Annotated in this window: 18 protein-coding genes; 4 read left to right on the top strand and 14 right to left on the bottom strand. The window is 42.8% G+C overall.

All coding sequences use genetic code 11. From position 1 onward, the window contains the following. Positions 1-3: 3 nt before the first annotated feature. Both AC3E9V_RS11320 and AC3E9V_RS11315 read right to left on the bottom strand, forming a co-directional pair. Positions 4-1,362: an efflux RND transporter periplasmic adaptor subunit gene (locus AC3E9V_RS11320; RefSeq protein WP_488753308.1), complete on the bottom strand. Its 1,359-nt coding sequence runs from the start codon at positions 1,360-1,362 to the stop codon at positions 4-6. 216 nt (positions 1,363-1,578) lie between these two features. Beyond that, a complete protein-coding gene (locus AC3E9V_RS11315; RefSeq protein ID WP_488753307.1) occupies positions 1,579-2,505 on the bottom strand; it encodes an aldose 1-epimerase in 927 nt (308 codons plus the stop codon). A gap of 116 nt (positions 2,506-2,621) precedes the next feature. Between AC3E9V_RS11315 and AC3E9V_RS11310 the strand changes: the two genes are divergently transcribed. Together AC3E9V_RS11310 and AC3E9V_RS11305 are read left to right on the top strand one after the other, a co-directional pair. Further along, complete coding sequence (locus AC3E9V_RS11310) at positions 2,622-3,434, top strand: hypothetical protein (RefSeq protein ID WP_488753306.1); 813 nt, start codon at positions 2,622-2,624, stop codon at positions 3,432-3,434. A 76-nt stretch (positions 3,435-3,510) separates the two neighbouring features. Then, positions 3,511-6,603 carry an ATP-binding cassette domain-containing protein gene (locus tag AC3E9V_RS11305; RefSeq protein ID WP_488753305.1) on the top strand — a complete coding sequence of 1,031 codons (3,093 nt, stop codon included), beginning with the start codon at positions 3,511-3,513 and terminating at the stop codon, positions 6,601-6,603. On the opposite strand, the gene AC3E9V_RS11300 is transcribed toward AC3E9V_RS11305, so the two are convergent. Beyond that, positions 6,604-7,347, bottom strand: coding sequence for an NUDIX hydrolase (locus AC3E9V_RS11300; RefSeq protein ID WP_488753304.1), 744 nt, complete (start codon positions 7,345-7,347; stop codon positions 6,604-6,606). Between the two features lie 85 nt (positions 7,348-7,432). Between AC3E9V_RS11300 and AC3E9V_RS11295 the strand changes: the two genes are divergently transcribed. Next, the gene (locus tag AC3E9V_RS11295; RefSeq protein WP_488753303.1) at positions 7,433-9,814 is read left to right on the top strand and encodes a glycoside hydrolase family 3 C-terminal domain-containing protein; all 2,382 of its coding nucleotides are present in this window, start codon (positions 7,433-7,435) and stop codon (positions 9,812-9,814) included. A gap of 5 nt (positions 9,815-9,819) precedes the next feature. Beyond that, positions 9,820-10,845: an alpha/beta hydrolase gene (locus tag AC3E9V_RS11290; RefSeq protein ID WP_488753302.1), complete on the top strand. Its 1,026-nt coding sequence runs from the start codon at positions 9,820-9,822 to the stop codon at positions 10,843-10,845. Between the two features lie 22 nt (positions 10,846-10,867). Here the strand turns inward: AC3E9V_RS11290 and AC3E9V_RS11285 are convergent, their stop codons facing one another. The 11 genes from AC3E9V_RS11285 to rpe form a co-directional block, all read right to left on the bottom strand. After that, on the bottom strand, positions 10,868-11,284 hold the full coding sequence (locus tag AC3E9V_RS11285; protein ID WP_488753301.1) for a hypothetical protein: 417 nt from the start codon (positions 11,282-11,284) through the stop codon (positions 10,868-10,870). Between the two features lie 229 nt (positions 11,285-11,513). After that, complete coding sequence (locus AC3E9V_RS11280) at positions 11,514-12,677, bottom strand: tetratricopeptide repeat protein (protein WP_488753300.1); 1,164 nt, start codon at positions 12,675-12,677, stop codon at positions 11,514-11,516. A 37-nt stretch (positions 12,678-12,714) separates the two neighbouring features. Further along, entirely contained in the window at positions 12,715-15,276 is a 2,562-nt protein-coding gene (gyrA, locus tag AC3E9V_RS11275; RefSeq protein ID WP_488753299.1) for a DNA gyrase subunit A, read from the bottom strand. Positions 15,277-15,345: 69 nt separating this feature from the next. Further along, complete coding sequence (locus AC3E9V_RS11270) at positions 15,346-16,449, bottom strand: hypothetical protein (protein WP_488753298.1); 1,104 nt, start codon at positions 16,447-16,449, stop codon at positions 15,346-15,348. A 31-nt stretch (positions 16,450-16,480) separates the two neighbouring features. Next, positions 16,481-17,473 (bottom strand): FKBP-type peptidyl-prolyl cis-trans isomerase, encoded by a 993-nt coding sequence (locus tag AC3E9V_RS11265; RefSeq protein WP_488753297.1) that lies wholly within the window; start codon positions 17,471-17,473, stop codon positions 16,481-16,483. 89 nt (positions 17,474-17,562) lie between these two features. Continuing rightward, positions 17,563-18,183, bottom strand: coding sequence for a hypothetical protein (locus tag AC3E9V_RS11260; RefSeq protein ID WP_488753296.1), 621 nt, complete (start codon positions 18,181-18,183; stop codon positions 17,563-17,565). 116 nt (positions 18,184-18,299) lie between these two features. Continuing rightward, entirely contained in the window at positions 18,300-18,833 is a 534-nt protein-coding gene (locus AC3E9V_RS11255) for a hypothetical protein (RefSeq protein WP_488753295.1), read from the bottom strand. 83 nt (positions 18,834-18,916) lie between these two features. Further along, positions 18,917-20,347 (bottom strand): COG3014 family protein, encoded by a 1,431-nt coding sequence (locus tag AC3E9V_RS11250; protein ID WP_488753294.1) that lies wholly within the window; start codon positions 20,345-20,347, stop codon positions 18,917-18,919. Positions 20,348-20,368: 21 nt separating this feature from the next. Further along, on the bottom strand, positions 20,369-20,956 hold the full coding sequence (locus AC3E9V_RS11245; protein WP_488753293.1) for a penicillin-binding protein activator LpoB: 588 nt from the start codon (positions 20,954-20,956) through the stop codon (positions 20,369-20,371). Positions 20,957-21,013: 57 nt separating this feature from the next. Beyond that, positions 21,014-23,413, bottom strand: a complete 2,400-nt coding sequence (locus AC3E9V_RS11240) for a TonB-dependent receptor (protein WP_488753292.1) — start codon at positions 23,411-23,413, stop codon at positions 21,014-21,016. Positions 23,414-23,472: 59 nt separating this feature from the next. Further along, positions 23,473-24,123 carry a ribulose-phosphate 3-epimerase gene (rpe, locus tag AC3E9V_RS11235; RefSeq protein WP_488753291.1) on the bottom strand — a complete coding sequence of 217 codons (651 nt, stop codon included), beginning with the start codon at positions 24,121-24,123 and terminating at the stop codon, positions 23,473-23,475. Positions 24,124-24,189: the final 66 nt, after the last annotated feature.

Below are 24,189 nucleotides of genomic sequence, written 5' to 3'. Positions count from 1 at the left end.
AAATCATGACGTGGGCTTCTTTCCTCTGACTCTTTGTTCTCCCGGTGTATTCTGAGCAGGACTCTCCTTAGAGCCTCCCTTGAGATTACGCTTACCGTCCAACTCAGGAAGCAGTGAAATATCGCCTAATTCATCGCTATTTCCATTAGGAGTGGAGAGATATACATCATCAGAAGCTGATAATCCAAGTAATATCTCTGCCTGGTCAGCGTTAGTGGCCCCCACCTGTACTTCCTGCTTTCGGTAGTTTATACCTACTTGTTTGTAAACGTAGGTAATACTATCCTGGAAACTGTGCAGACATTCCAGCGGAACAGAAACGGCACGCTCTATTACATGGGTATAGATCTTGTTGCTGGTGGTCATACCCGGGCGAAGGTCACCGTCTACTTTATTTAACTCAACGGTAACCTGAAAAACCTTAGCTTCAGAATTAGGTCGCTGCTCCCCAACATTAGCAACCCTTGTCACTTCGCCAGTTAGCATTTTGTCAGGAAAGGCATCCAATCCAATATCCACTTTTTGACCAACCGCAACCTTGCGAATATCCACTTCATTGATGTAGGTAATGGAGTTCATAGAAGATAGATCCGGCAATGTAGCTACCACAGGATCCCAGGCGCTGATCTGACTGCCTTCTTTCATCGGGCGGCCATCGTATCCTTTCCGGTAGATGAGCATGCCTGATTCCGGCGCTGTAATGGTAAATTGGTCCAAAAGAGACTGCATGCCATCGTATTCCAGCTGATCCTGCCGCAGGTCAATAGACACCTCCTTCATTCTGGCTGCCAGCTGCCTTTTCTTGATCTGGTAGGCCTCCTTGGCCTGCTTGAAAGCTCGTCTGGCCTTCTCCACTTCAATCTCGGCTTGCTTGATTGTAGCCGGAGGCTCAAACTGAGACTGCTCCAGGATCAACCGTTTTTCTTCAACAGCGTATTCCAGGTTGGTCAGGTTATCTCTGGCTTCCCGTAGCTGAAGGGTGGTGTCCAGCTGTACCTGTATATATTCAGACTGTTGCTCTTCTATCTGAAGCTCTGAATCCTTTATCTTGGTATTAAGCTCCGAAGGATCAAGCCGGGCCACATACTGCCCTTTTTCCACATAAGTTCCTTCATCAATGATATCCTGGATGTTTACCTGATAGATCCGGTAGTTGCGCAAACCTGACGGACCTGTGATATTTGTGGAATTTTTAGCTTCGAGCTCCCCCGAAGTATTAATATCCACGACAAACTCGCCTTCAGTCACACTGACAATGATATCAGATTCTGGTCCGCCACCGGACCCGCTTAGAAGAAAAAAGAGGATCAGTAAGGAAACTGAAACTCCTCCAACAATTAGTACTCTTTTATTTTTTAGCATTTTGACAGTAATTTCACTACAAAAGTATACTTCAGGTTAAGGACATGGTTACCATTTATATAAACCCATGACCAGCAATATAAAATACCTCAACTACTAACTAACGTTTTAGTTGTTAATTATTGTTAAGCATCTTTTTGAAGCGTAAAATTAAGTTACTAACCTGAAGCAAATTTGAAGTTGTAATTAACGCTTGGCCCTGAAAAGTCCGATAGTCTAAAGCTTTGCAACAGATACTCTGAAGCTAGCACTAAAATGTTCTCCCTGGTTAAGAACTTTCAGCCCCTGCCCATTATTAAAAGCATTTACGTTACAGGTCATAGGCTCTATGGCTACCGTCTCATCGCCCGGAGGAGTAAATACCTGGATGTAATCAAAGTCCTCTGATACTTCCATTTTAAGACGCACTCCGGATTTTTCATCCAGCAAACTGTAAGTACGATCGCCGTTTACAATCCTGAACCCATTATCCAGTTTAGTGGCTTTCAGATCAATCAGACGATTACTATATGGAGTCTCTTTACCTGTTGGTATGGCATTTTGATCCAGCTCGATGATATTTACCTCGGGCAGCTCCAGCTTATATGAATGAATGTTATTTTGATCTATCTGAAAGTAAGGGTGCCACCCTATCCCGTACGGCAGGGGCCTGTCTCCTGTATTTTCCACATCAAATCTCACTTCCAGAGACCCGTTGATGTATGTATAGGTAATCGTAAACTTAAATGGAAAAGGATAATAGTCTAAGGCACCGTCATATTTATGAGTCAGCGATACATGTGCCTTATCATCTCCTGCCTCCTGGCTTGTAATTTCAAAAGGCACATCAAAAATCAACCCATGAAGCTGATTCCCTTTATCCGGCTCATTGATTGGAAACTGGTAATCCTCTCCTTCAAAATGATACCTGCCTTTGGCTAACCGGTTTGGGTAGGGAAATAATGCAGCGCTCTTGTACCAATCATTTGTTTTCAGGTCTTCCGCACTCATCCCCCACAAAGTCTCATGGTAACTCGCATTACTTTTTAATTTAAGACTCACAAGTTTAGCGCCATGCTCTGGCGCCACACTCAGGAGTACTTCCCGGTCATCCACGAGGTTTATATAGGTGATGCCCAGATCCTCTCTTGTGATAAACTTCATTCTTAATTGTTCGTTGAAATGTATGGAATTAAAATAAATTTCGTTTTTGTTCGAAAAAGGTCCTCAAGATATTATTTTTGGAGACTTAATTTGAACAATCATTAAAAAATCCATCCATGAATAATAGAGTCAGTATTGCACTTATTATTATCCTAGGTTTAATTTTTACCTACTGTAGTAGCGGTAAAAAGGGATCTGAAGAAGCCGAAGAGAAAAAGAAGGAGTTAGAGGCCTTTGTCGAAAAGCAGTTTGAATACCCTATACCTACGGCATTTGAAGTAAGTAAAATGCTACAGGACGCTAACGCTTCATATATAGCAGATCTTACTAATGATCCGGAAAATGTGGATCAGTACGTGACCGAATGGCAAAAGGCTCTGAATCTTGGCGTATACGGAGCGGACCTTAGTTATTCAAGCACATTTGACAAGCAGCAGGAAACCGTAGCATTCCTTGAGTCTTCCAAAAAACTGATCGATGACCTGAATATCTCAACAGCTTACAACCAAGCCCTGGTTTCCCGAATTGAAGAAAATCTGGAAAATAAAGATTCATTGATCCTGATCATTACTGAGTCATTCTATGATACTTACAACTACCTGAATCAAAGCGGTGACGAAAAAACCTCACTTCTTGTAGTAGCAGGAAGTGTAATCGAAGGTCTGTACATCACCACCAACCTTATTGAGTCAAGTGACTACAACGCTGAGCTAATGCGTGTACTCGCCAATCAAAAAGATCAGGTGAGTAAACTGACTGAGCTTATGGAAAAGCACGCTGAGGATGAAAACGTGAATAAGGTTTTACCATTTCTGAGATATGTGAACCTGTTTTACGATCAGCTGGGCGATGACGGTGAGATCAGCAGAGGACAATTTGATGATGTTTCCAGCAGTATTGCCGATATGCGAAGTGAAATTGTTAGTTGATATATTAAAACTTTGATAGTAATTTAAGCCTCTCCCTGTAAAACCGGAGAGGTTTTTTTATATTCAATTCCCAGAAATGACAGAATCCATAATTAATGCCCTTGTTCATCTGTTTGCTATCATTGAAAGCGTGAAAGAAGATCTGGATGTTGTGGATTCCGGTGAAGTCATTGTAAAACCCTACCTCTCTAAAACCCTCAATCATGAGCTAACCTCAGAATACCTGCGACTGTTCTACGATTACCTGTCTTTTTACAGGGAGGCTAACACGGACCCTTCGGGAAATCACGAGTTGGGCATTGACTCCACGAGCATTCTCCAGGTAGCCAAAATCTGTAACCAGCTTAATAAAGAACTTCTCTCCAAGGAGCGATTTATCGTATTGCTACAGCTTCTTGAGCTTATTCATACTGATCAGCAGGTCACCCCTAAAGAAAACGAATTTATCAACCTGGTAGCCATGAACTTCAACCTCAATTCCAAGGAGGTTGAATCTCTGAAGTCCTTCATTATAGACCCTGAAGTAAAGAAAATTGAGAAGGATAAAGCCATGGTCATCGACAATAAGATGACTGAATGGCCGGAAGAGGTGGCCTGGATGATGCGAAAGAAGCGCAAAAAGGTACCCGGAGGTACAGAGTTTCACCACATGTACGTGGAAAATCTCTTTGGCAAAATACTGGTGATGCACATCGAAAGCGTGGATACCTACATTTTCAAATATGAAGGACCACTGAACCTGTATGTGGAAGGGAATCGCATCACGCCAAAGAAATTTTACATCCTGAAACCCGGCTCTATCATTAAGGGCCCCAATATTCGATCGATATACGAATCTGATATCATCCGCCACTTTCTTAAGGAAAAAAGCAAGGTAAAAATTGTTCTGGCTGGTGAGGACCTGGAATATCACTTTAAAAACAGTGATAACGGAATCCAGAAGTTTTCCTTCTACGAGGAAAGCGGTAACCTGGTTGGCGTCATGGGCGGTAGCGGAGTGGGCAAATCCACTCTCATCAATCTGCTGAATGGAAAGCTCACTCCAACCGGCGGACGAGTGCATCTAAACGGGCATTCCATTCACCGGGCAAGCAGTGAGGGTGTAATCGGTTATGTACCTCAGGATGACCTCTTGTTTGAAGAACTTACAGTCTATCAAAACCTGTATTACAATGCCCGTATCTGCTTCAGTGACTTTTCAGACAGTCTGCTAAACAAAACAGTAGACAAAGTGCTGGATGACCTGGACCTGCTGGAAATCAAAGACCTTCGGGTAGGTGATCCATTAAATAAATTTATCAGCGGTGGTCAGCGAAAGCGGCTCAATATAGCCCTGGAGCTGATGCGGGAACCATCGGTGCTTTTTGTAGACGAACCTACCTCAGGTCTGTCCTCCATGGACTCTGAGAAGGTTATGCTTCTCCTCAAAGAACTGGCACGCAGAGGTAAGCTGGTCATTGCAATCATCCACCAGCCATCATCTGACATTTATAAGCTCTTCGATAAATTATGGATCCTTGACAAGGGTGGTTACCCTGTATATAACGGCAATCCAATAGATGCTGTGGTGTATTTTAAAACAATGAGCACCCAGGTAAATGCCGCGGAAAGTGAGTGCCCTAAATGTGGAAATGTCATTCCCGAACAGATCCTGCAGATCATTGAAGCCAAAGAGATCGATGATAATGGCAAGGTAACTCATAAACGCAGAGTTGGCCCGCTCACATGGTACCAGAAATACAAGAGCAATCTGGAATCCAGACTCAAAAAGATCAGGTATGAGGAGCGCCTGCCTCCTACTAACTTTAATATTCCCAGCCTTTTCCACCAGTTCAGGATATTCTCAGAAAGAAATTTCAAATCCAAGCTCTCGAACAAGCAGTATATATTTATCAACCTGCTTGAGCCTCCAGTGCTGGCCATGATCCTGGCGTATTTTTCCATGTATGCCCCACATGGAAACTATGTGTTTGCCGATAATAAAAACCTCCCGGTGTACTTGTTTATGTCCGTAGTGGTGGCCCTTTTTATGGGCATGTCAGTAAGTGCAGAGGAAATCTTTAAAGACCGCAAGATACTGGAGCGCGAGTCCTTCCTCAATTTAAGCAGGTACAGTTACATCAACTCAAAGATTATGTTCCTGTTTTTGCTCTCGGCCATTCAGACCTTATCTTTTGTGCTGATCGGCAATTATATTCTGGAAATACAGGGGATGACATTTTATTACTGGATCATTCTGTTCTCTACGTCCTGCTTTGCAAACCTTGTAGGCCTCAATATTTCCTCGGCATTAAATTCCATTATAACCATTTATATACTGATCCCATTTATCCTGGTTCCTCAGCTGCTTTTGGGTGGGGCTATGATCAAGTTTGATGAACTGCATAAAAATATATCAGGACAGACGTATGTCCCTCTCGTAGGAGATATTATGACTTCCCGGTGGGCCTATGAGGCCCTTTCCGTGGCCCAGTTCAAAGACAACAAATACGAAAAATACTTTTTTGATGCTGAGAAAGAAATGAGTGAAACTTCCTTTCAAAGGTCTTATGTGATTCCCCGTCTGGAAAGCATCACCCGTCAGATCATCAAAGACAGTACTAATTATGGAGCTTACAAAGATGAGTTTACCCTGCTCAGAAATGAATTGGAAAAGCTTAATCAACGTCATGAGGTGAGGTCATTTTCTTTTACGGCATCATTAGCTCCCGAAACCTTCAGTACATCCACAGGAAACCGGTTCCTCAACTTTCTGAAAAATCAAAAAAATGAATTTCAGGAAGACTACAAACAGGCCGTTGACAAGAAAGACTCCATATATGAGGCTCTGGTAAGTAAAATAGGAAAAGAAGGTTTTATAGAGCTAAAAAAGAATCATTTTAATGAAAGCATTTCTGACCTGGTAGAAAACAGAAATGAGTTTAACAAAATTGTCAGAGTTAACAATCACCTGGTGCAGAAAAAAGATCCCATTTTTATGGACCCGTATACAAAAATAGGCCGGTCCCATTTTTATGCGCCAGTCAAACTGATCGGTAGCTGGCGAATCGATACAATAGTCTTTAACATCGCCGTTATCTGGGTAATGATTATTCTGCTGTATATTGCCCTTATCGATAACACACTGAAGAAGGTCATCTTACTTTTCAGCGGAAAAAAGAAAAAGTAATCACCATCCTGTTCGAAGGGCTCCTTCTACCGCTTTTTTATACTTCTGCTTGTCGAATTTGTACAAAAGCGGAGCTTTATGTCTTCCCCCTCTCCTACGCTCATTGGTTGAGATGAGGATATCATAACTAAGTATTTTTCTTCTGAAGTTTCTGCGATCCAGAGATCGCTCCAGGATGGTTTCATACAGTGACTGAAGCTCCGGCATGGTAAATTGATCCGGCAGCAGATCCAAACCTACAGGATGGTAATTAAGCTCCTTCTTCAATGAGTCATGAGCCTTCTCCAGAATCCGGAGATGATCCAGCATCAGGTCAGGCAAATGGTTAATAGCATACCAGTCACAGGACTCGGAAGTCATATCCGGAGATGGTTCTCTTACTTTAGAGTACTCAACCAATGCGTAATAACCTACAGTAACAAACCGCTGCTCAAACCAGTCCTGAAATTCTTTAGGGATAACATCATGATTCACGAGGTTGCGCGCATGATCAGGATCATTACGGGCTACATCACCAAAAAAATGAAACTGCCTGAGAAAAATATTATCCAGTCCTGTTCTTTGCTTAAGAATGCTAACAGCTTCTTTATCCACATCTTCCTCTTTTCTAATAAAACCTCCCGGTAAAGCCCACTTATTCAGGCCTTTTAACTTGAGCAATAGTACTTTAAGCTCATTTTCGTGGAAGCCGAAAATGACACAATCCACGGACAATCCCGGCTGATACTTATCTGGTTCAAACATCCTCTATTCTTCAATTCTCCCTCAAAGTTGAATAAAAAATCCGAATTGTTTTTTTATGTTTGTGTCAATACGACACAATAAAGATATGAAGAAGCACATTACAACATTTATCACCATTTTGCTGGGAATTACCCTGACTGCTAATGCACAAAGCAACTACCGTGACCTGAACGGAAACGGTAAAAAGGACAAATACGAAGATCCGGATGCATCCATCAATGATCGTGTGGACGACCTCCTTTCAAGGCTTTCACTTGAACAAAAAGCAGGTTTAGTGGTAGGTATGGGAATGAGTATCCCAGGCATATCCCAGGCAGAGCAGGAAGAAAAAGTCCCGGGAGCAGCAGGTAGTACCATGCCTGTTCCTGAGCTGGGAATACCTTCCATCGTATTGGCTGATGGCCCGGCCGGGTTGAGGATAGCGCCAGTCAGAGACTCATCCACCAATGAGACTTTTTATTGTACTGCATTCCCAATTGAGACGTTAGTAGCATCTACCTGGGACCGGGACCTGGCTCGTGAGCTGGGCAAGGCCATGGGTAGTGAGGTGATGGAATACGGAGTGGACATACTGCTGGCACCTGCCATGAATATCCATAGGAATCCCCTGGCTGGAAGAAATTTCGAATACTTTTCGGAGGATCCTTACCTGAGCGGACACATGAGCGCCGCTATAGTGAATGGTGTAGAATCAAATGGTGTAGGAACTTCTGTGAAGCATTTTGTAGCTAATAACCAGGAAACTAACCGAATGATGATCAATACGATCCTAAGTGAACGTGCCCTGAGAGAAATTTACCTGAGAGGGTTTGAAATCACGGTAAAAGAAGCTCAGCCCTGGACCATCATGAGCTCATACAATAAGGTAAACGGCACCTATACTTCACAAAGTGAGGAGCTGCTTTCCACCCTGCTGAGAGACGAGTGGGGGTTTGAGGGACTGGTAATGACCGATTGGTTTGCCGGTGAAAATGCAGTGGAACAGATGGTAGCCGGAAATGACCTGCTGATGCCCGGCATACCTCCACAGCGGCAAGCTATCCTGGAAGCCGTGAAAAATGGTGATTTGGACGAAGCTGCTTTAGACAGAAATGTAAAGAGAATTCTTAAGGCTGTATTGAAATCCCCTGCTTTTGCAAAATATGAATACACCGATGCTCCCGACCTGCAAAAGAATGCGGCTATAGCCCGACAAGTAGCTGCTGAAGGGATTGTCCTTTTAAAAAACAACGAGACTTTACCCATAAAAGACACAAGCATTAAAATAGCCGCTTTTGGTAACGGCTCTTATGATTTCATTGCTGGCGGGACTGGCAGTGGCGATGTGAATGAAGCGTATACGGTTTCACTAGTGGAGGGACTTGAAAATGCCCAATACTCAATAGATGAGGAGCTAAAGTCAATTTATGACCAATACATTCAAAATGAAAAAGCCAAACAGCCTGAAAAAAGGTTTTTCTTTGAATTACTCCCTCCCATCCCGGAAAGACCTCTCGAAAGTGAGGAGGTTAAAGAAAAAGCCAAAGAATCAGATATTGCCTTTATCACTATTGGAAGAAACTCGGGAGAATTTCAGGACAGGCAAAAAGATGGAGACTTTTACCTGACTCAGGCTGAAACAGACATGATCCGAAAGGTTTCTGAAGCATTTCACAATGAAGGCAAGAAGGTTATCATGATCCTGAACATAGGAAATGTCATCGAAATAGCCAGCTGGAGGGAGCAGGTTGATGCCATCGTATTGGCATGGCAAGGTGGACAGGAAGCCGGAAATGCGCTTACAGATGTGCTATCCGGGAAAGTAAACCCTTCCGGAAAACTCCCCACCACATTCCCAATAACTTATGATGATACACCCAGCGCTAAAAACTTCCCGGGAAAAGAACTTCCGGGCGCACAGGAGCAAATGATGGGTGGCTTCTCCAGAGGCACTCCGTCTGAAGTGACCTACGAAGAAGGAGTATACATTGGCTATCGGTATTTCAATACATTTGATAAGCCAACAGCTTATCCGTTTGGGTACGGGCTCTCCTACACCACTTTCGGCTATGAAGATCTCAAATTAGGTTCTGCCACTTTCGACGAGCAGCTACAGGTAAGTGTTGCTGTTACCAATACCGGAGAGGTTGCCGGTAAAGAAGTGGTGCAACTGTACCTCTCTGCTCCCGGTAAGTCACTGGATAAGCCCTCAATGGAGCTGAGAGGATTTGATAAAACCAGACTGCTGAAGCCTGGCGAAAGTGAAACAATCACGTTCACGCTATCTCCAAAAGATCTGGCTTCATTCGATTCTAATCAATCTGCATGGGTTGCCGAAGGTGGCACCTATACAGTCCATATCGGAGCATCCGGTAAGGACATCAAGGTGAATAAATCGTTTACATTGCCAAAGGAGCTGATTGTGGAAAAAACCAACAAAATACTGAGTCCCAATCGTAAGATTGAGGAATTTGCTACTGCAGATTGATATCGATGAAAAAGACACTATTTACTTCGTTTGTGTTTTTCATGCTCCTGTCCGCAACGAGCTACGGACAGGGCGTAATGCTAAACACCTACACGGTTGAGAACAATATCGTTTGGGCTTCTCCGGGAGGATTTGATCTCATTATGGATATCTACACTCCTGAAACAGGAAAAAAGAAATTACCCGTGCTGATCATTTTTCATGGCGGTGGCTGGCTCATTAACAATAAGTCCATCATGGACGAAATGTCCAAATATGTTGCGGAACAAGCTGATTATGTAGTCTGTAACGTAAACTACCGGCTACTCGCAGATGATGAGAATACCGTCACAATGAATCAGATCATAGAGGATGTTTTCGGGGCTGTGCTGTGGATTAAAACCAACATTAAAGCGTATGGAGGTGATCCTAAAAAAGTGGCCGTAACCGGAGATAGTGCAGGCGGGCACCTGGCCGAGATGATTGTTGTGCTGGGGTCACGTTTGTCCGAATACGGATATAGTAAAAAACCTCTGGGATTTAGACCTACTTACCTTCCCCCTGGTAAAAAGGTGGCCAAAATCATTAAAAAGGATCTCATGAATGTCCAGGCGGCAGTAATTAGCTATGGAGCATTTGATATTTATGAAAACTGTAAAGGGAATTTTGAAAAGCCTTCAAATTTTTTCTGGCAAATGGGTGGCGCTAAAGCAAGACCAATCTTTGGTGACACGATCAGTGTATCCGAAAATGAGGAATATTACAAACTGGTATCTCCAATTTATAACATACCAAAAAGGTCAGAAAGGGAATTGCCTCCACAATTATTTACAGTAGGCTCAAAAGACAACCTGACTACACCTCAATCTGTCAAAGCTTATGCAGATAAGCTTGAAGAAGCTGGTCAACCTGCTGAATATTGGGTCTATGAAGGGAGGCCTCATGCTTTTTTGGATTCGGGGTCCAATGACTATCTGGGAACCAGCTTTGACAAGGATGCTCCTGAAGCACTGAATAAAATGATCGAGTTTCTGAATGGAATTTTCTATTAAGCTTCTATATTCTTGGGCAAGCCTATGCGATCATTTTTCCAGTATAGTCTGAATCGTTTGTCGCAGCAGGATCTATTTCCAGTTCTTCACAGAAGTAATTAAAGCACCCCAGCTGCTTTTCTTCATTCAGATCACTCCATATCGTTTTAAGTGGCCTGAGTTGCGGAGCTACTGAATCTGCCTCCATATAGCTCTTCAACCGCTTTAAATTAAAGGTTTTGAAAACACTCTCACCATCCATTAAGTCATCTGCATCAATTACCTTATCACAGACTGCTTGCAAAGAGCGATCAAGGTCATTTTTTAGGAGCTCCATTTGATACTCCATGGTATCATGGTCAAGCTTAATGCTCCCAAGGGCTTTGTAGTCGCTTTTAAGCTTACGGTAAATGCCGTTTAGCTCGTCGATTCCTTTGGCGGAAATTTTAATCAGTCCCATAGTTTTACAATCCACTGAATATACATGTCTAAATATGCTCCATATAATACTGCAATTCCAGATTACTGAAGCGATCAGGAATAATCCTGTACTAGAATACTACTATGATCGGTGGTTTATAAATTGCCTGGAACAGGCTACACTATGACGATATTTGAAAGTAAAAGAAAAAAACCGTCCTTAAGCTATCAGAACGGTTTTTTAAATAATATTCTTGAAATAATTATACTTATTCTAATTTAGATTGCATTTCTTCTGCTTTCTCATTCATACCAAGCTGCGTATAAATGTAAGCAAGTGTCTCGATAGCCTGTGTCTCATCTGGCTTTATTTCATACACTTTCTCCCATTGAGGCATCGCTTCTTTCAGCTTCTCTTTAATTTTTGGCTCTAGTGTTTTCGCTTTTTTCTGATCTGCCCTGGATAGTCCCAGGTTATTTCGTTCTTTGATGATTTCATTAGCCTTATTGATCAGTATAACGCCATAGTTGAAGTTGGATTCAAAGTGATCCGGATCTGCTCCTATAGCTTTTCTGTAAGCCTCCGCAGCTTTATCCAGACTATCTAATTCTTCATAAAGTACGCCAAGAGTGAAATACAGGTTAGCATTATCAGGCTCAGCCTCGATCGCCTTCATCAGGTCTGATTTGGCTTCATCTATTTTCTCCAATCCTATAAGGACATTAATCCTGTTTTTCTGAAGTGTTCCGTTTGCCGGGAATTTTTCCAGGGCCTCATTAATCACCTTCAGGGTCTTTTCATTGTCTTTATCTATCGAAGAGAGGATATTAATGTAGTTATAATACAGGTCCTTGCTTGAAGCACCATTATCCAGCGCCAACCGGTAGTGTGTCTTAGCTTCATCCCAAAGTTCGCCATTGTGTGCAGCAAATGCAGCATTGATGTAAGCGTTGGTATCTTCAGGAACGATATAGTATGATTTTTTAAAGGCCTCTACAGCTTCTTTAAATTCACTGTCCTGGAAAGCCGTCACAGCCTGATTGTAGTAGTAAGAATAATAACCATCTATCTGCTGCGTTTTGGTAATTGGCAGTCCAAATTCTCCAGTAATGTAGTAATCTTTATCTTTCTCACCTAAAGAATCAGCCATAGCAAAAGCCTCTACAGATTGCTGAAGTGCATTTTCTGCAAGGCTGCTGAATTGCTCATTGGGAATAGTATCGAGCGTGGCATAGATAAGTCCTCTGTAGTACCAGGTCTTACCGTCATCTTTTGTTTTCTCATGCTCTATGGCTCTATCAATAATGTCTTTCGCTTCCGCCAACTCTCCATTTTCCCAAGCCCTTAAAGCCTTATTTATTTTTGGTTTTTTCTGGGCATAACCTGCAAACGTCAGGGCGAATGCCATTATGATTATGGATAATCGTTTCATGGTTAATCTTTATAAGTTTATATTTTGTTCAGTTAATTTAGTCAACATTTTCATCTTTCCCCTCCTGATTATCAGCACTTTCCGAATTTTCATCAGCAGGCTCTTCTTCTCCCAAATTTGAGATTTTTTCTACTGCGGAAATCTGATCATCGTCATTCAAACGGATGAGTTTTACTCCTTGTGTAGCTCTACCCATCACCCGGAGGTTACTTACCTCCATTCGGATAGCGATCCCTGATCTGTTTATGATCATCAGGTGATCCGAATCCACTACATCTTTGATAGCCACTAACTCACCTGTCTTTTCTGTAATATTCATGGTTTTAACACCTTTACCACCTCTTTTGGTTATCCGGTAGTCTCCAAGGTCAGATCGCTTGCCGTAACCATTTTCCGAAACAACCAGCAAATGCGGCGGTTCCTTATGGTCTACACAGACCATGCCAACCACGTACTCCTTATCTTTCAGACTAATTCCCCTGACTCCTGCAGCCATTCGACCCATCGGACGAACATCAGACTCATGGAAATTAATCGCACGACCCGTATTAGAGGCTATGACGATATGATTATCCCCATTAGTCAGCCGCACATTCAGGAGCTTATCTCCTTCATTGATGGTGATTGCATTGATACCGTTGGTCCTCGGTCGGCTGTAAGCTTCCAGTGAGGTCTTCTTGATAGTACCTCGCTGAGTGCACATCACCAGGAAGTTATTGTTTATGTAATCCGGATCTTCCAGGTTGATCACGTTAATAACCGCACGTACTTTATCCTGGGGATCAATATTGATCAGGTTTTGTATGGCTCTGCCTTTTGAGGTTTTTGTACCTTCAGGAATAGCCCACACCTTATGCCAGAAAACCTTTCCAAACTCTGTAAATATAAGGAGGTAGTTATGGTTTGTGGCAATAAAAAGGTGCTCAGTGAAGTCATCATCCTTGGAGGTAGCAGCACGTGACCCTACTCCACCTCTTCCCTGGGTTCGGTATTCGATCAAAGGAGTACGCTTGATGTATCCACCATGGGAAATGGTAATAACCATCTCATCATCCGGGATCATATCTTCAGCGGTAAACTCATCAGCAGAGTGCTCAATGTAAGTTCTGCGCTCATCTCCGTACCGATCCTTCATTTCGGTCAGCTCATCCTTAATGATCTGCATTCGCCTGTCTTCATCAGAAAGAATGGCTTTGAGTTCTTCTATCAAGGCCTTTACCTCTTCATATTCTTTTACGATTTTCTCCCGCTCCAGACCTGTAAGTCGATGAAGACGCATATCAAGGATCGCACGAGCCTGAATCTCAGAAAGATCAAACTTCTCCATCAAACCAGTTCTGGCGATCTCCGGATCACGCGAACTCCTGATAAGAGCTATGACCTCATCAAGATTATCCAGCGCTATGAGATAACCTTCCAGGATATGTGCCCGCTTTTCTGCTTCTTCCAGCTCATACTGTGTACGCCGAACAATTACCTCATGCCGGTGCTCCACATAAAAGTGGATCAGGTCTTTGAGGTTTAAAGTTTTTGGTCTTCCGTTGACCAGAGCGACGTTATTGATACTAAAAGAAGACTGTAGCTGAGTCTGCTTATACAGGTTATTAAGAACGACATTCGGAATGGTATCCTTTTTCAATTCATAGACAATCCGCATTCCTTCCCGGTCGGATTCATCCCGGATATCGGAGATACCTTCTATTTTCTTGTCATTGATGAGCTGAGCAGTCTTCTCGATCATTGAAGCTTTATTGACCATGTAGGGGATTTCCGTAACGATGATCTGCTCCCTCCCTGATTTCATGGTTTCTACCTCAGCTTTGGCACGCATAACTACCCGTCCTCTTCCCGTTTCATATGCTAACCTGACTCCCTGGTAACCATATATAATCGCTCCGGTTGGGAAATCGGGCGCCTGAACATGCTTGGTTAGTTCATCAATGGTGATTTCACGATTATCGATGTAAGCATTGATACCATCTACTACTTCAGACAGGTTATGGGGAGCCATGTTTGTGGCCATACCTACTGCGATACCGCTGGCGCCGTTCAATAGCAGGTTTGGTACTTTAGCGGGAAGTACTGTAGGCTCCTTAAGACTATCATCAAAGTTTGGCTGAAAGTCAACCGTATTCTTGTTGATATCCGAAAGCATTTCCTCAGCGATACGCTTCAGCCTGGCTTCCGTATAACGCATAGCAGCCGGAGAATCTCCATCCACAGATCCGAAGTTACCCTGACCATCTACCAGCATATATCGCAATGACCACTCCTGGGCCATACGGACCATGGTATCATATACTGCAGTATCTCCATGCGGGTGATACTTACCCAATACCTCCCCAACAATCCTCGCAGACTTTTTGTAAGACTTGTTGTAGTTTACGCCAAGCTCCTGCATTCCATAGAGTATGCGCCGATGAACAGGCTTAAGGCCGTCTCTGACATCAGGAAGGGCTCTGGAAATGATGACCGACATTGAATAATCAATGTACGCGCCTCTCATTTCATCTTCGATATTTATTGGGATAATATTCTGACCTGATGATCCGGCTCCTGACTCTCCTTCAGGTAGGTTTTCAATATCTCCGTCCGACATGAAATATCATTAAAAAGGTTTACCTAAAAACAAGTCGCAATTTAAGGAATTTTTTCGTGCTAAAAGTGTTTAATACGGGTGTATTTTTCGGCGATTTCTCCACTTATAACGCCATAGCCTTCGGTGGTTCTGACCCACCTTGGGATTTTGTACTTTCCAGAATGGCTGTCCCCTTACTTCCATCAGTCTCCCGCTCTTTGGATCTGTGATCACATGCTTCAGCTGAACATGATCACTTTTCAGTGGTGAGCGTGGTATCTCAGGTATGTTGATGCTTACTCCCACGTTTATAAGAAAAGCCATATTGCCATGCCTGATACTGGAGGCCTGATCATCAGGAATGTTAACTACATAGCTTTTAAAATCAATGCTGGGCCTGACTACCACTCTGAGGTATTCTGACACATTGTGCTCAATATTGACTCCTACATTAGTGAAGAAGTTTTGGCCTATGGCAAGAGCATTGGTGTTGATCTCTTTCCCGGCTTTGGATCGCCCGGCACGGACCTCCAGGGCAAAGGTGTAGCTCCACCACTCGTAGAACCGATATCCAACCATACCGTATATCTTGGTGTTGCTTGTTTTATCAAACTCAGGAAGGTACTCCCTGACCACAGTGCCTTCAATGATCTCTACTGAGGGCTTCAACGGGTTCATAAAATGCCTCTCCCACTGAAGTCCCCCGCCGATTCTGAAGTTTCCAAAACTGTAGTGAACACCCACTGAAATGGGTACAGTAGTGGACAGAGAAGAAAACGATAGCCCGATGGAATCTGCATCAATGGGCAAGATGGGTCCTCCCCGTCTTAAGAGAGGATTATTTACCGGGTTATCGATAGGTCGATATGGCAGATCGTAAATATCATCGAGTGTTAGTGTAGCTTCAGTAATGTTACCACTCAACCAGTTTTGATAGCCTGTAAAGAGCGCTCCCTGATTTCCATTGCTTGAAATGTATTGTCCAAATGCATCCTGAGCAAAGAAAAATCCTTCCAGGTCGTGACCATAGTTAGTACCGCCTATCCCGGAGGTTACGGTCCAGGAAAACTTATTTAAGAATACACGAAAGGGATTTCTGTAGATATTGTATTTTTCATAGATGTCCTGCGCATGGACAGAAAACCCTTGCAACCCCGCAATGATAAAGATGATTAGAGACAGTAATTTGCGCAACACACACCTATTTGGAGTTTAAAATTAAGCATTAATTGATACTGAGCAATTCTAATTCGACCAAAATGATCTGATACGGGGGTATTCTGGCCACATAGGTAGGTAAAACCTGTTCGGTAAACAATGGATTACTTTCAATAGAAATAACCGAAGGGTCAGCCAAGTATCCGGGAATTACCGCTGCACTATAATAGTAAGCGGCTTTTGACGGCAATACCAAAGTGGCCCGTTCATTAAGCTTCATCTCTTTCACTGCGACATTCAACCCCAAAATAACCGGAGTTTCACCATCCACTATAAAAACAAATGGATCAGCTCCTCCCACTGCATCAATTTGCTGTCCGTCAAGCGAACGGATAACATAAGAAACTGAAACCGTATCTTTTGTAATAACTGCAGTGCCTGAAACTCCCGGCCTTGTAGTCTTCATGCGCATATTCAAGCCCTGGGGAAGCGTCCTGACGGGTTCATTCCCATCTTCAAGATTATCTGCCGCGTATTCTGCGATAATATCTTCTTCATCATCCTCCATAGTATCCTGACTCCTTATTTTTACCAATGTAATGATAGCGTGTAAAGTGACATTATCCGGAATCCCGGTAAGTGACAAATCAGCGTAGGCAAGCTTTGTAGGAATTACAAATCCTCTTGTTTCTCCTGCATTCATATAACTCAGAGCCAGATCGATACCGGGAGGATACACGGCTCCATAACCCTGCTTGAGTATTACAACTGTATCCTGTGTATTATCCGTCACACTATCTATCAGGTCACCCCCGAGTTCATAAAGTTCGTATTGAATGCTGTAGACATCACCGGAATTATTTAATGACGGATCGGTGTTTGGGGTAATAAGGTACTGATAAATACCATTTTCATCGCTTGAATAATCCACACCAAGACTATCCAGGTAAGCTTTTATCTCAGCTTCCTCATCCGGTTGTGGATTATCATTATTGCAGGCAGTAAACAGGAAACTCAACCCAAAAAACAGTAAAACAAAACGCATGTTAACTAAACGCATGAAAGTGCGAAACATTATACCCGTAAAAGTAGCGGATTTAAACCTAAAGGGTTTGCTGATACCTGATCAGTAAATGAAGTGACAGCAACTTATGCCTTCTGATCAAAGGTCTTGCAAAACATCTGAAAAACAGGGATCTTATCCAGCCCCATCTGTTCCCCTATCTTTAACATTTGTAGATACTCATTACGACCTATGTGCCGGTTTTCACTGATGACATCCTCATCGTTTTCCAGAAAAAAACTTGCTATAAACCGGATCAGAATATACGGGGTATTGAGCACTGTACGTTTATACTCAGAGTAGCTTACCTCCTGATTCTCATTAAAAGGTTTACTTTCGATCTTCTTCAGATCAAAAGTAGCGTGCATGGTAACATTGAGCACATGAAAAAACTTTTCACACCATAGATCATATTTCTTTAGGAGAAACTTCATGGCATAAACTACCGGGTCCTTTTTCATGAAGTACCCACCCTTAGACAACTTCCTGGCTTTTTTATTCAAAGCAAGTTCTTCAAATAAGCTTACGGTACCATCTGCAAGTGCAATGCCGACCGTAGGAGCCATCATTATCAGAGAAAAGAAATCATGATCACTGATATCGAGATAGGGTGCCTCATTCCTGACAAAATCCTTTTTGAGCGCTTGAGTAGCCTCCAGCACTTCAGGAATTTCTATCATGGTTTCAATTTCGTACTCCGTAAACATTTTTCTCCGTGGGTTAGGTCTAGCAAGACCTGAAAATAAGCACTCTTGGCGAAATAAAAAAGAAGCCATCCGAAAACGTGGATGGCTTCACTATTTTTACCGATGTTATAAAGGGGTTACTTATCAGAGCCCGCACTGTTATCACTCTCGCTTACACCCATCTCCTTTGTTTCAGCTTCAGCCTCTTGTTTGGATTCTTCTCTCAGGGCTGCTTCAATCTCCTCATATCGTGCCTTTACTTCTTCATCAGATTTTAAGGACTTTCTAAGTCTGTTGTAAAGACCTGCTCCAATATCTTCTTTGATCCTGGTTTTGTAAAGCTCTACAAAGTTGTTAGTCTTTTCATCAATCCGCGCTTTGATCTCTTTATATTCATTTAGCTCTGTCTCAGTAGCTTCAGCGGACTCCAGGTCTCCTTTTTTATCAGCTTTACTCAATTCATTGTATTTTGAGTTTGTTAGCTCTTTACTCTCCAGCCAGATACTGACGGAATCACTAACAAGCCGACTTAACGATGCTTTCTGATTTTCCGCCCATACCATCACAGTAGCATATGATTTCAATTCTTCATCAGTATAGCCTTCTTCGTCCTGAGCCTTCACAAAAAACACCCCGCAAAGCATCAGGATCATTAACAATGTTTTTTTCATAATTCGTTCGTTTTTATCCAATCCTTTTTACAACAACAGGCAAGTCTAATAAACGGTTAGTAAAAAATCCACAAAAAAAGCATTTATCGACGCATTTCAAGAGATTGATAGGTATGAAAAACCGTTTCCCCTTCCGAAATGTCAAAAGAAAAGTTTTCCCGGGAGCTGGTTGGTAGTTGGGAACTTTTCATTTCTAATGTAACGGTGTTATTGCCTTCGTGGAGCGGTACTCTGGTATAAAATATTCCATGCGGAATGGTCTGCCAGTTTCTGGTATCAGCTTTCTCCGTTACCGCATTAAAAACACCCACAAGTAATGAAAGGCCACCTCTAACAGCCTCTTCCTGCTTTTCTTTGTCAGATTTCTCTTTATCTTCTCCCGAAGAATCTCCTCTTACAGCCATTTCCACAGATTTTTTGATTGCGGCGCGCAACAGACCCTTTCCCAGCTCCTCAAGCATCCGTTCCTCCAGTGTTTTGAAAGCAATACCATTGACTGGCTCTGCTTTTTCCAATGTAAACCTTTGGTCGTTAACTGTAAGTTTAGCCTGATCAAACAGGGGTTTTCTTTCCACATATTTGGGAAAGGCTACCCGAAACAATCGCAGATCAGTCAATTTGGTCTTGTCTTCACTACTTCCTACCGAAAACGGAAAACTCATATTGTGCTCTTCATTCACAAAGGTCACCGCACCGGGTCCTCCATCCACCACCGTAAAATTAATAGACCACTCTGCCTTCACAGGCCCTAACCCATTGTGCCAAAAAAATACGAGCTCCCCTGCGGAATGAGCCGGCTGATAAGTTCTGTCAAACTTTTCTTCATAGAATCTCACCTGATCCTGAAAGCCTGTCAACGCTGCAGAACGAATCAGATCATCTTTAAGCTGACCTGGCGCATCAACTCCAAACATGGGCAGGTAATCCTCCTCATAAATGTTGTAAGCATTTCGGTAAGCAATAAAAGCATTGTTATAGTCTCCGCTGGCCTCATAGATAATCCCCATCAGGTTATGAATGAAGGCATCACGTTTATACTTACTATCGGATCGGTATTTATCACTGAGCTCATTCAGGCGGTTATTCAACCTGCGACATTCTACTAAAGCCGCATTGTAATCCTTCATTTTCAGGTAGTTGATGGCCTTGTAATACAAAAGCAGCAAATGCTCATGATCTTCCCCCGGATAGACAATTGTGTTAGGGTTTACCAGGAATGAGGCTGCAATATTACCGGCATTTTTATGGTAATCCTCTCCAAAAATATAGGCCTTCTCCAGCCATTCATTGCTTTCCTCAAGGTTGCCAAGCATCGCGTTGACTACTCCCTGATTGGCGTAGTACAAAAACTGAACTTTACCCTTTCCGGCTTTCTTGTTATTGTCGAGAACCTCCTCTGCCGCCTGCAGATTTCCCTGCTCAAAGTTCTGATTGAACTCTGCGTTGATTTGGTAATAAGTAGCACAGGAGCAAACTACCAATGCCAAAAACACCGGCAGTATGCACTTCATCATGATTAGCCTCAAAATTTAAGTTTAATTCTTAATATATTTCTTGATCTCCTTGTCTCCGATCCAGACCTTCTCATTGGTTTCAAGGTTAGCGAGTTCAAGATTTACTTTGTAGTTGACCACTTTTTCGTTTTTGTACTGATCTGTAACGGAGGTCATCACACCAAACATCATGAAATCAGCTCCGAGTTCACGCCCCCACTGACTTTGGGTCTCTGGTGAAGCAAATTCTCCCTGATCTGCTCGTTCTTCTCTTAGCTTTTCGCGAAATACGGAATTTTCAACCACTCTCACCATTCCGGAGTTGATAAATTCACGCTCTACGTCTTTGATAAATGTTTCCGGTTCTATGTGTTCACTGGTACGGTTTTGGATCATTCCCACAATTACTACAGGTTTTCGGTTGGTGGCCTGGTAAAAATCTTCTCTCCAGGGTCTGTTTAGCACATCACGGATCATTTCTTCCGCTACAAGCTTCGAGTCGGTATCATTCCAGCGTCCGCTTAGATCTATTTGCTGATCAGGACTTACTCGTGTTACAGTACGGTTAGCACATGAACTGGCAAAAAGAATAACAGCTAGTAAAAGCGATGAGTAGGTTAATTTTTTCATTTCTTAAAGTATGATTTTATTAAAATTGAAACCGCAGATATAGACGTAAATCACTCACTAAAGTTCTGCTGATAATTTGATATTCAAAAACCTTGCCGAGAGTGAATTTGGAATGGCAAATTGATTGCCATTTACATCCTCAATCCAGGTATATGAAAGGGTGTTATCGGCAGCAAGGGCATTTAATACTTCTACACGCAACCAAAGTTTACTAAATAAATTATTGATCGAGACATCAAAGGACTTGGAAAATCCTATATCCACACGATAGTACTCATCACCACTAAATGCATTTCTATATCTTTTATTTTCAGGTGGCCCAAATGGATAGCCGGAACCAAAAACCATATTTAAATATACCCGAAGTGTTGGATTGCCAGGCATGTGATCTTCAAAATAAGCAGCAAGGTTTATGCGTTGGTCTGTGGGTCTCCGCAGATAACCAATAATATTTTCAATAGTATCAGAAACATTTGCAAACTGAGGTGTTCCGGGGAAAACTTCATCTCCTCCATCATCATAATAAGCAGTATATGAATCCCCCTCTATGTCCTCCCTGGTTTGCAACACTCCCAGACTAAACCACGATTGTGTACCGCGCACAAACTCACCATGTATCCTCAGATCAAATCCCCTTGCAAAGGCTTTTGCATTGTTATCAGCATGATACCTCAGACGAACATTATCGATATCATACGGAATCACATCGTAAAGCTCTTTATGGTACACATCCCCGCTAAAAAGAAACGAACGGCCCCACATGTAAAACAACCGGGTGAAGCTCCCGATGAAGTGAATGGATTTCTGAGCCTGTACGCCTGTACGAATCTGCCCGTCAAAACCTCGCAACTCCCGATAAAATGGCGGCTGCTGATAAAGTCCTGCGCTAAACTTAAACGTGGTGGTTTTCCCCCATTTCGGAGCAAACCGATACGTTAGTCTTGGGCTAATAAGTACCTCACTATTGTAGTCCCAATGGGTAACACGTACGCCTGAAGATAAGGCGTGAACAGAGTCCCTCCACAGCAAGGTGTTCTGGATGTATCCGTAGTATTGCTTTGGGTCTAAGCTTATATCATTGAAAGTGGACTCTGTAACACTGACATAGTCTGCCGAATCAATGAAGGAATACTCATTGATCTTGTCCTCTATTTGCTGAAAATTTAGTCCTACTCCTGCTTCCAACACATGATTTACATTTAGTAGGTATTCGTATCGGTTTTCTATGGTGTATAGCTGAGCATCAAGTGAGTTTCTACCGTATTCATAGTTAGTGCCAATTCCCCGAACGATCACACAGTCATCAAAAGAAGATGAACCAGGGTTTGTATTGACATCACATAATTTATATGCCCCTTCCACATCATACTGTTCTTTCTCCTGAGTATACAGAGCAGAACCAATGAGGTGAGATCTCAGCCGCTCGTTGAGTCGATGAGTAAACCTAAATCCAGCCTGATAGGTATCATACCGTAAAATTTCTCGCCCTTGAAAACCGGTCTGCAAACGGAAAGTCTGTTGGACAGACCCAAACTCCGTAGACTGAGATGTGGGTTCGGTCAGGTACCTGTTTCTACCATAGCTCAACAGGATATTGAGTTTGGTTTTATTGAGAAAGTTTGATTTTTTACCTGAAAGATCAAAAGTCAACAGGGACTGAACATCGGTGTAAGTAGGAAAATACTGTCCTTTCGTTTCCAGACTATTTAGCAAATACCTGGAGTCTCTGTGTCGCACTCCGAATAGATAAGAAACCCGATCGCTACTACCACCAGTGTAAGCGGTACCACCGAGGAGACCCACCGTAACAGCCGCTTCCAGGCTATCGGGTTCCTTATACTCAATATTTAAGCTACTGGATAGCTTATCTCCGTATTTTGGTTCCCAGCCGCCTGCATAAAACTCGATATCCTGGACCAGGTCAGGATTCACAAAGCTCAATCCTTCCTGACGTCCGGCATTAGCCAGGAATGGTCTGTAAACAGGAATGTCATTGACATAAACCAGGTTTTCATCAAAGTTCCCACCCCTTACAGAGTAAGCAGAAGAGAGCTCATTGTTACTTGAAACCCCCGGCAGTGTGACCAGGATCTTATTGAAGTCTCCGAAGGTAGAGGGAAGGGACTTTGCCGACCGGGCATCAATGGGCTGGAAGTTGGTGATCTTCTCCTGATAGGCTCTGTCCGAAATTTCAATATCTTCAAGCTGTTGACTGGTCTCTTCCAGCTTAACATTGATTGCTCTATTTGAATTTGTATTAAAAGAAACCTCCTCGCTCTTAAAGCCCACGTGAGTAAAAACCAATACCCCTTTACCGGCAGGTACACGAAGCTCGTATATTCCTCTTTCATTGCTCACCGTCCCAAGGGAAGTCCCTTTGAGGGAAATATTTACTGAGGGAATGGGATTATCCTCCTTATCACTAATTGCACCACTGATCAACACTGACTGTGACAAGGCAGTAATTTGAAATAAAAAAATGAGGACAAGTACCGGGAAATATCGCATACCGGATACTAAACGTTCTTAAGTGATTTAATTGTATCGATGGGGTTTTCAGATGTGAAAACAAAGTTGCCGGCGACAAGCATATTTGCTCCCTTTTGGATCAGCTCGGCAGCATTGGACATGGATACCCCCCCATCTATCTCTATCAAAAGGTTTGGATTTACCAGCCTGGCCATCTTTCTGAGTTTTTCCACTTTGCTGAAGGTATTGGGTATAAATTTCTGCCCCCCAAAGCCAGGGTTGACAGACATGATAAGGACCAGATCAATCCTATCAATAATGTCTTCCAAAACATGAACCGGAGTATGTGGATTTAGCGCTACACCTGCCTTTACCCCCATATCTTTAATGGCAGTAACAGTACGATGCAGATGATCACACGCCTCATAATGCACAGAAATGATTTCCGCGCCACTTTCCTTACAGGTTTGGAGGTATGGATCGGCATGCTTGATCATCAAATGAAAGTCCAGTGGCTTTTTAGCGTATTTAGCAATAGCCCGGGTTACGGGGAAGCCAAATGAAATATTGGGAACAAAAATCCCATCCATGATATCGATGTGGATATAATCTGCTTCACTGGCATTAAGCATTTCTACTTCTTTCTGAACATTTGCAAAGTCAGCCGCCAGCATGGATGGTGAAACCAATACGCTCATGTGTTCTTTTTTTAGCTCGCTCAAAATTAATCAAAGCTACCAATCGGCCGCACCCGGGAAAGGATT

The organism is Marinoscillum sp. HNIBRBA16962 (assembly GCF_057801515.1).
The sequence above is the reverse complement of the archived record's forward strand: the minus strand, read 5'-3'. Positions and strand labels throughout refer to the sequence as shown.

Coding starts and splice junctions, on each gene's coding strand:
- AC3E9V_RS11255 (WP_488753295.1), bottom strand. CDS start 18,833: ATGAAAAAAACATTGTTAATGATCCTGATGCTTTGCGGGGTGTTTTTT.
- AC3E9V_RS11280 (WP_488753300.1), bottom strand. CDS start 12,677: ATGAAACGATTATCCATAATCATAATGGCATTCGCCCTGACGTTTGCA.
- AC3E9V_RS11265 (WP_488753297.1), bottom strand. CDS start 17,473: ATGCGTTTAGTTAACATGCGTTTTGTTTTACTGTTTTTTGGGTTGAGT.
- AC3E9V_RS11300 (WP_488753304.1), bottom strand. CDS start 7,347: ATGTTTGAACCAGATAAGTATCAGCCGGGATTGTCCGTGGATTGTGTC.
- AC3E9V_RS11245 (WP_488753293.1), bottom strand. CDS start 20,956: ATGAAAAAATTAACCTACTCATCGCTTTTACTAGCTGTTATTCTTTTT.
- AC3E9V_RS11315 (WP_488753307.1), bottom strand. CDS start 2,505: ATGAAGTTTATCACAAGAGAGGATCTGGGCATCACCTATATAAACCTC.
- rpe (WP_488753291.1), bottom strand. CDS start 24,123: ATGAGCGTATTGGTTTCACCATCCATGCTGGCGGCTGACTTTGCAAAT.
- AC3E9V_RS11310 (WP_488753306.1), top strand. CDS start 2,622: ATGAATAATAGAGTCAGTATTGCACTTATTATTATCCTAGGTTTAATT.
- AC3E9V_RS11290 (WP_488753302.1), top strand. CDS start 9,820: ATGAAAAAGACACTATTTACTTCGTTTGTGTTTTTCATGCTCCTGTCC.
- AC3E9V_RS11285 (WP_488753301.1), bottom strand. CDS start 11,284: ATGGGACTGATTAAAATTTCCGCCAAAGGAATCGACGAGCTAAACGGC.
- AC3E9V_RS11305 (WP_488753305.1), top strand. CDS start 3,511: ATGACAGAATCCATAATTAATGCCCTTGTTCATCTGTTTGCTATCATT.
- AC3E9V_RS11320 (WP_488753308.1), bottom strand. CDS start 1,362: ATGCTAAAAAATAAAAGAGTACTAATTGTTGGAGGAGTTTCAGTTTCC.
- AC3E9V_RS11250 (WP_488753294.1), bottom strand. CDS start 20,347: ATGATGAAGTGCATACTGCCGGTGTTTTTGGCATTGGTAGTTTGCTCC.
- AC3E9V_RS11260 (WP_488753296.1), bottom strand. CDS start 18,183: ATGTTTACGGAGTACGAAATTGAAACCATGATAGAAATTCCTGAAGTG.
- gyrA (WP_488753299.1), bottom strand. CDS start 15,276: ATGTCGGACGGAGATATTGAAAACCTACCTGAAGGAGAGTCAGGAGCC.
- AC3E9V_RS11295 (WP_488753303.1), top strand. CDS start 7,433: ATGAAGAAGCACATTACAACATTTATCACCATTTTGCTGGGAATTACC.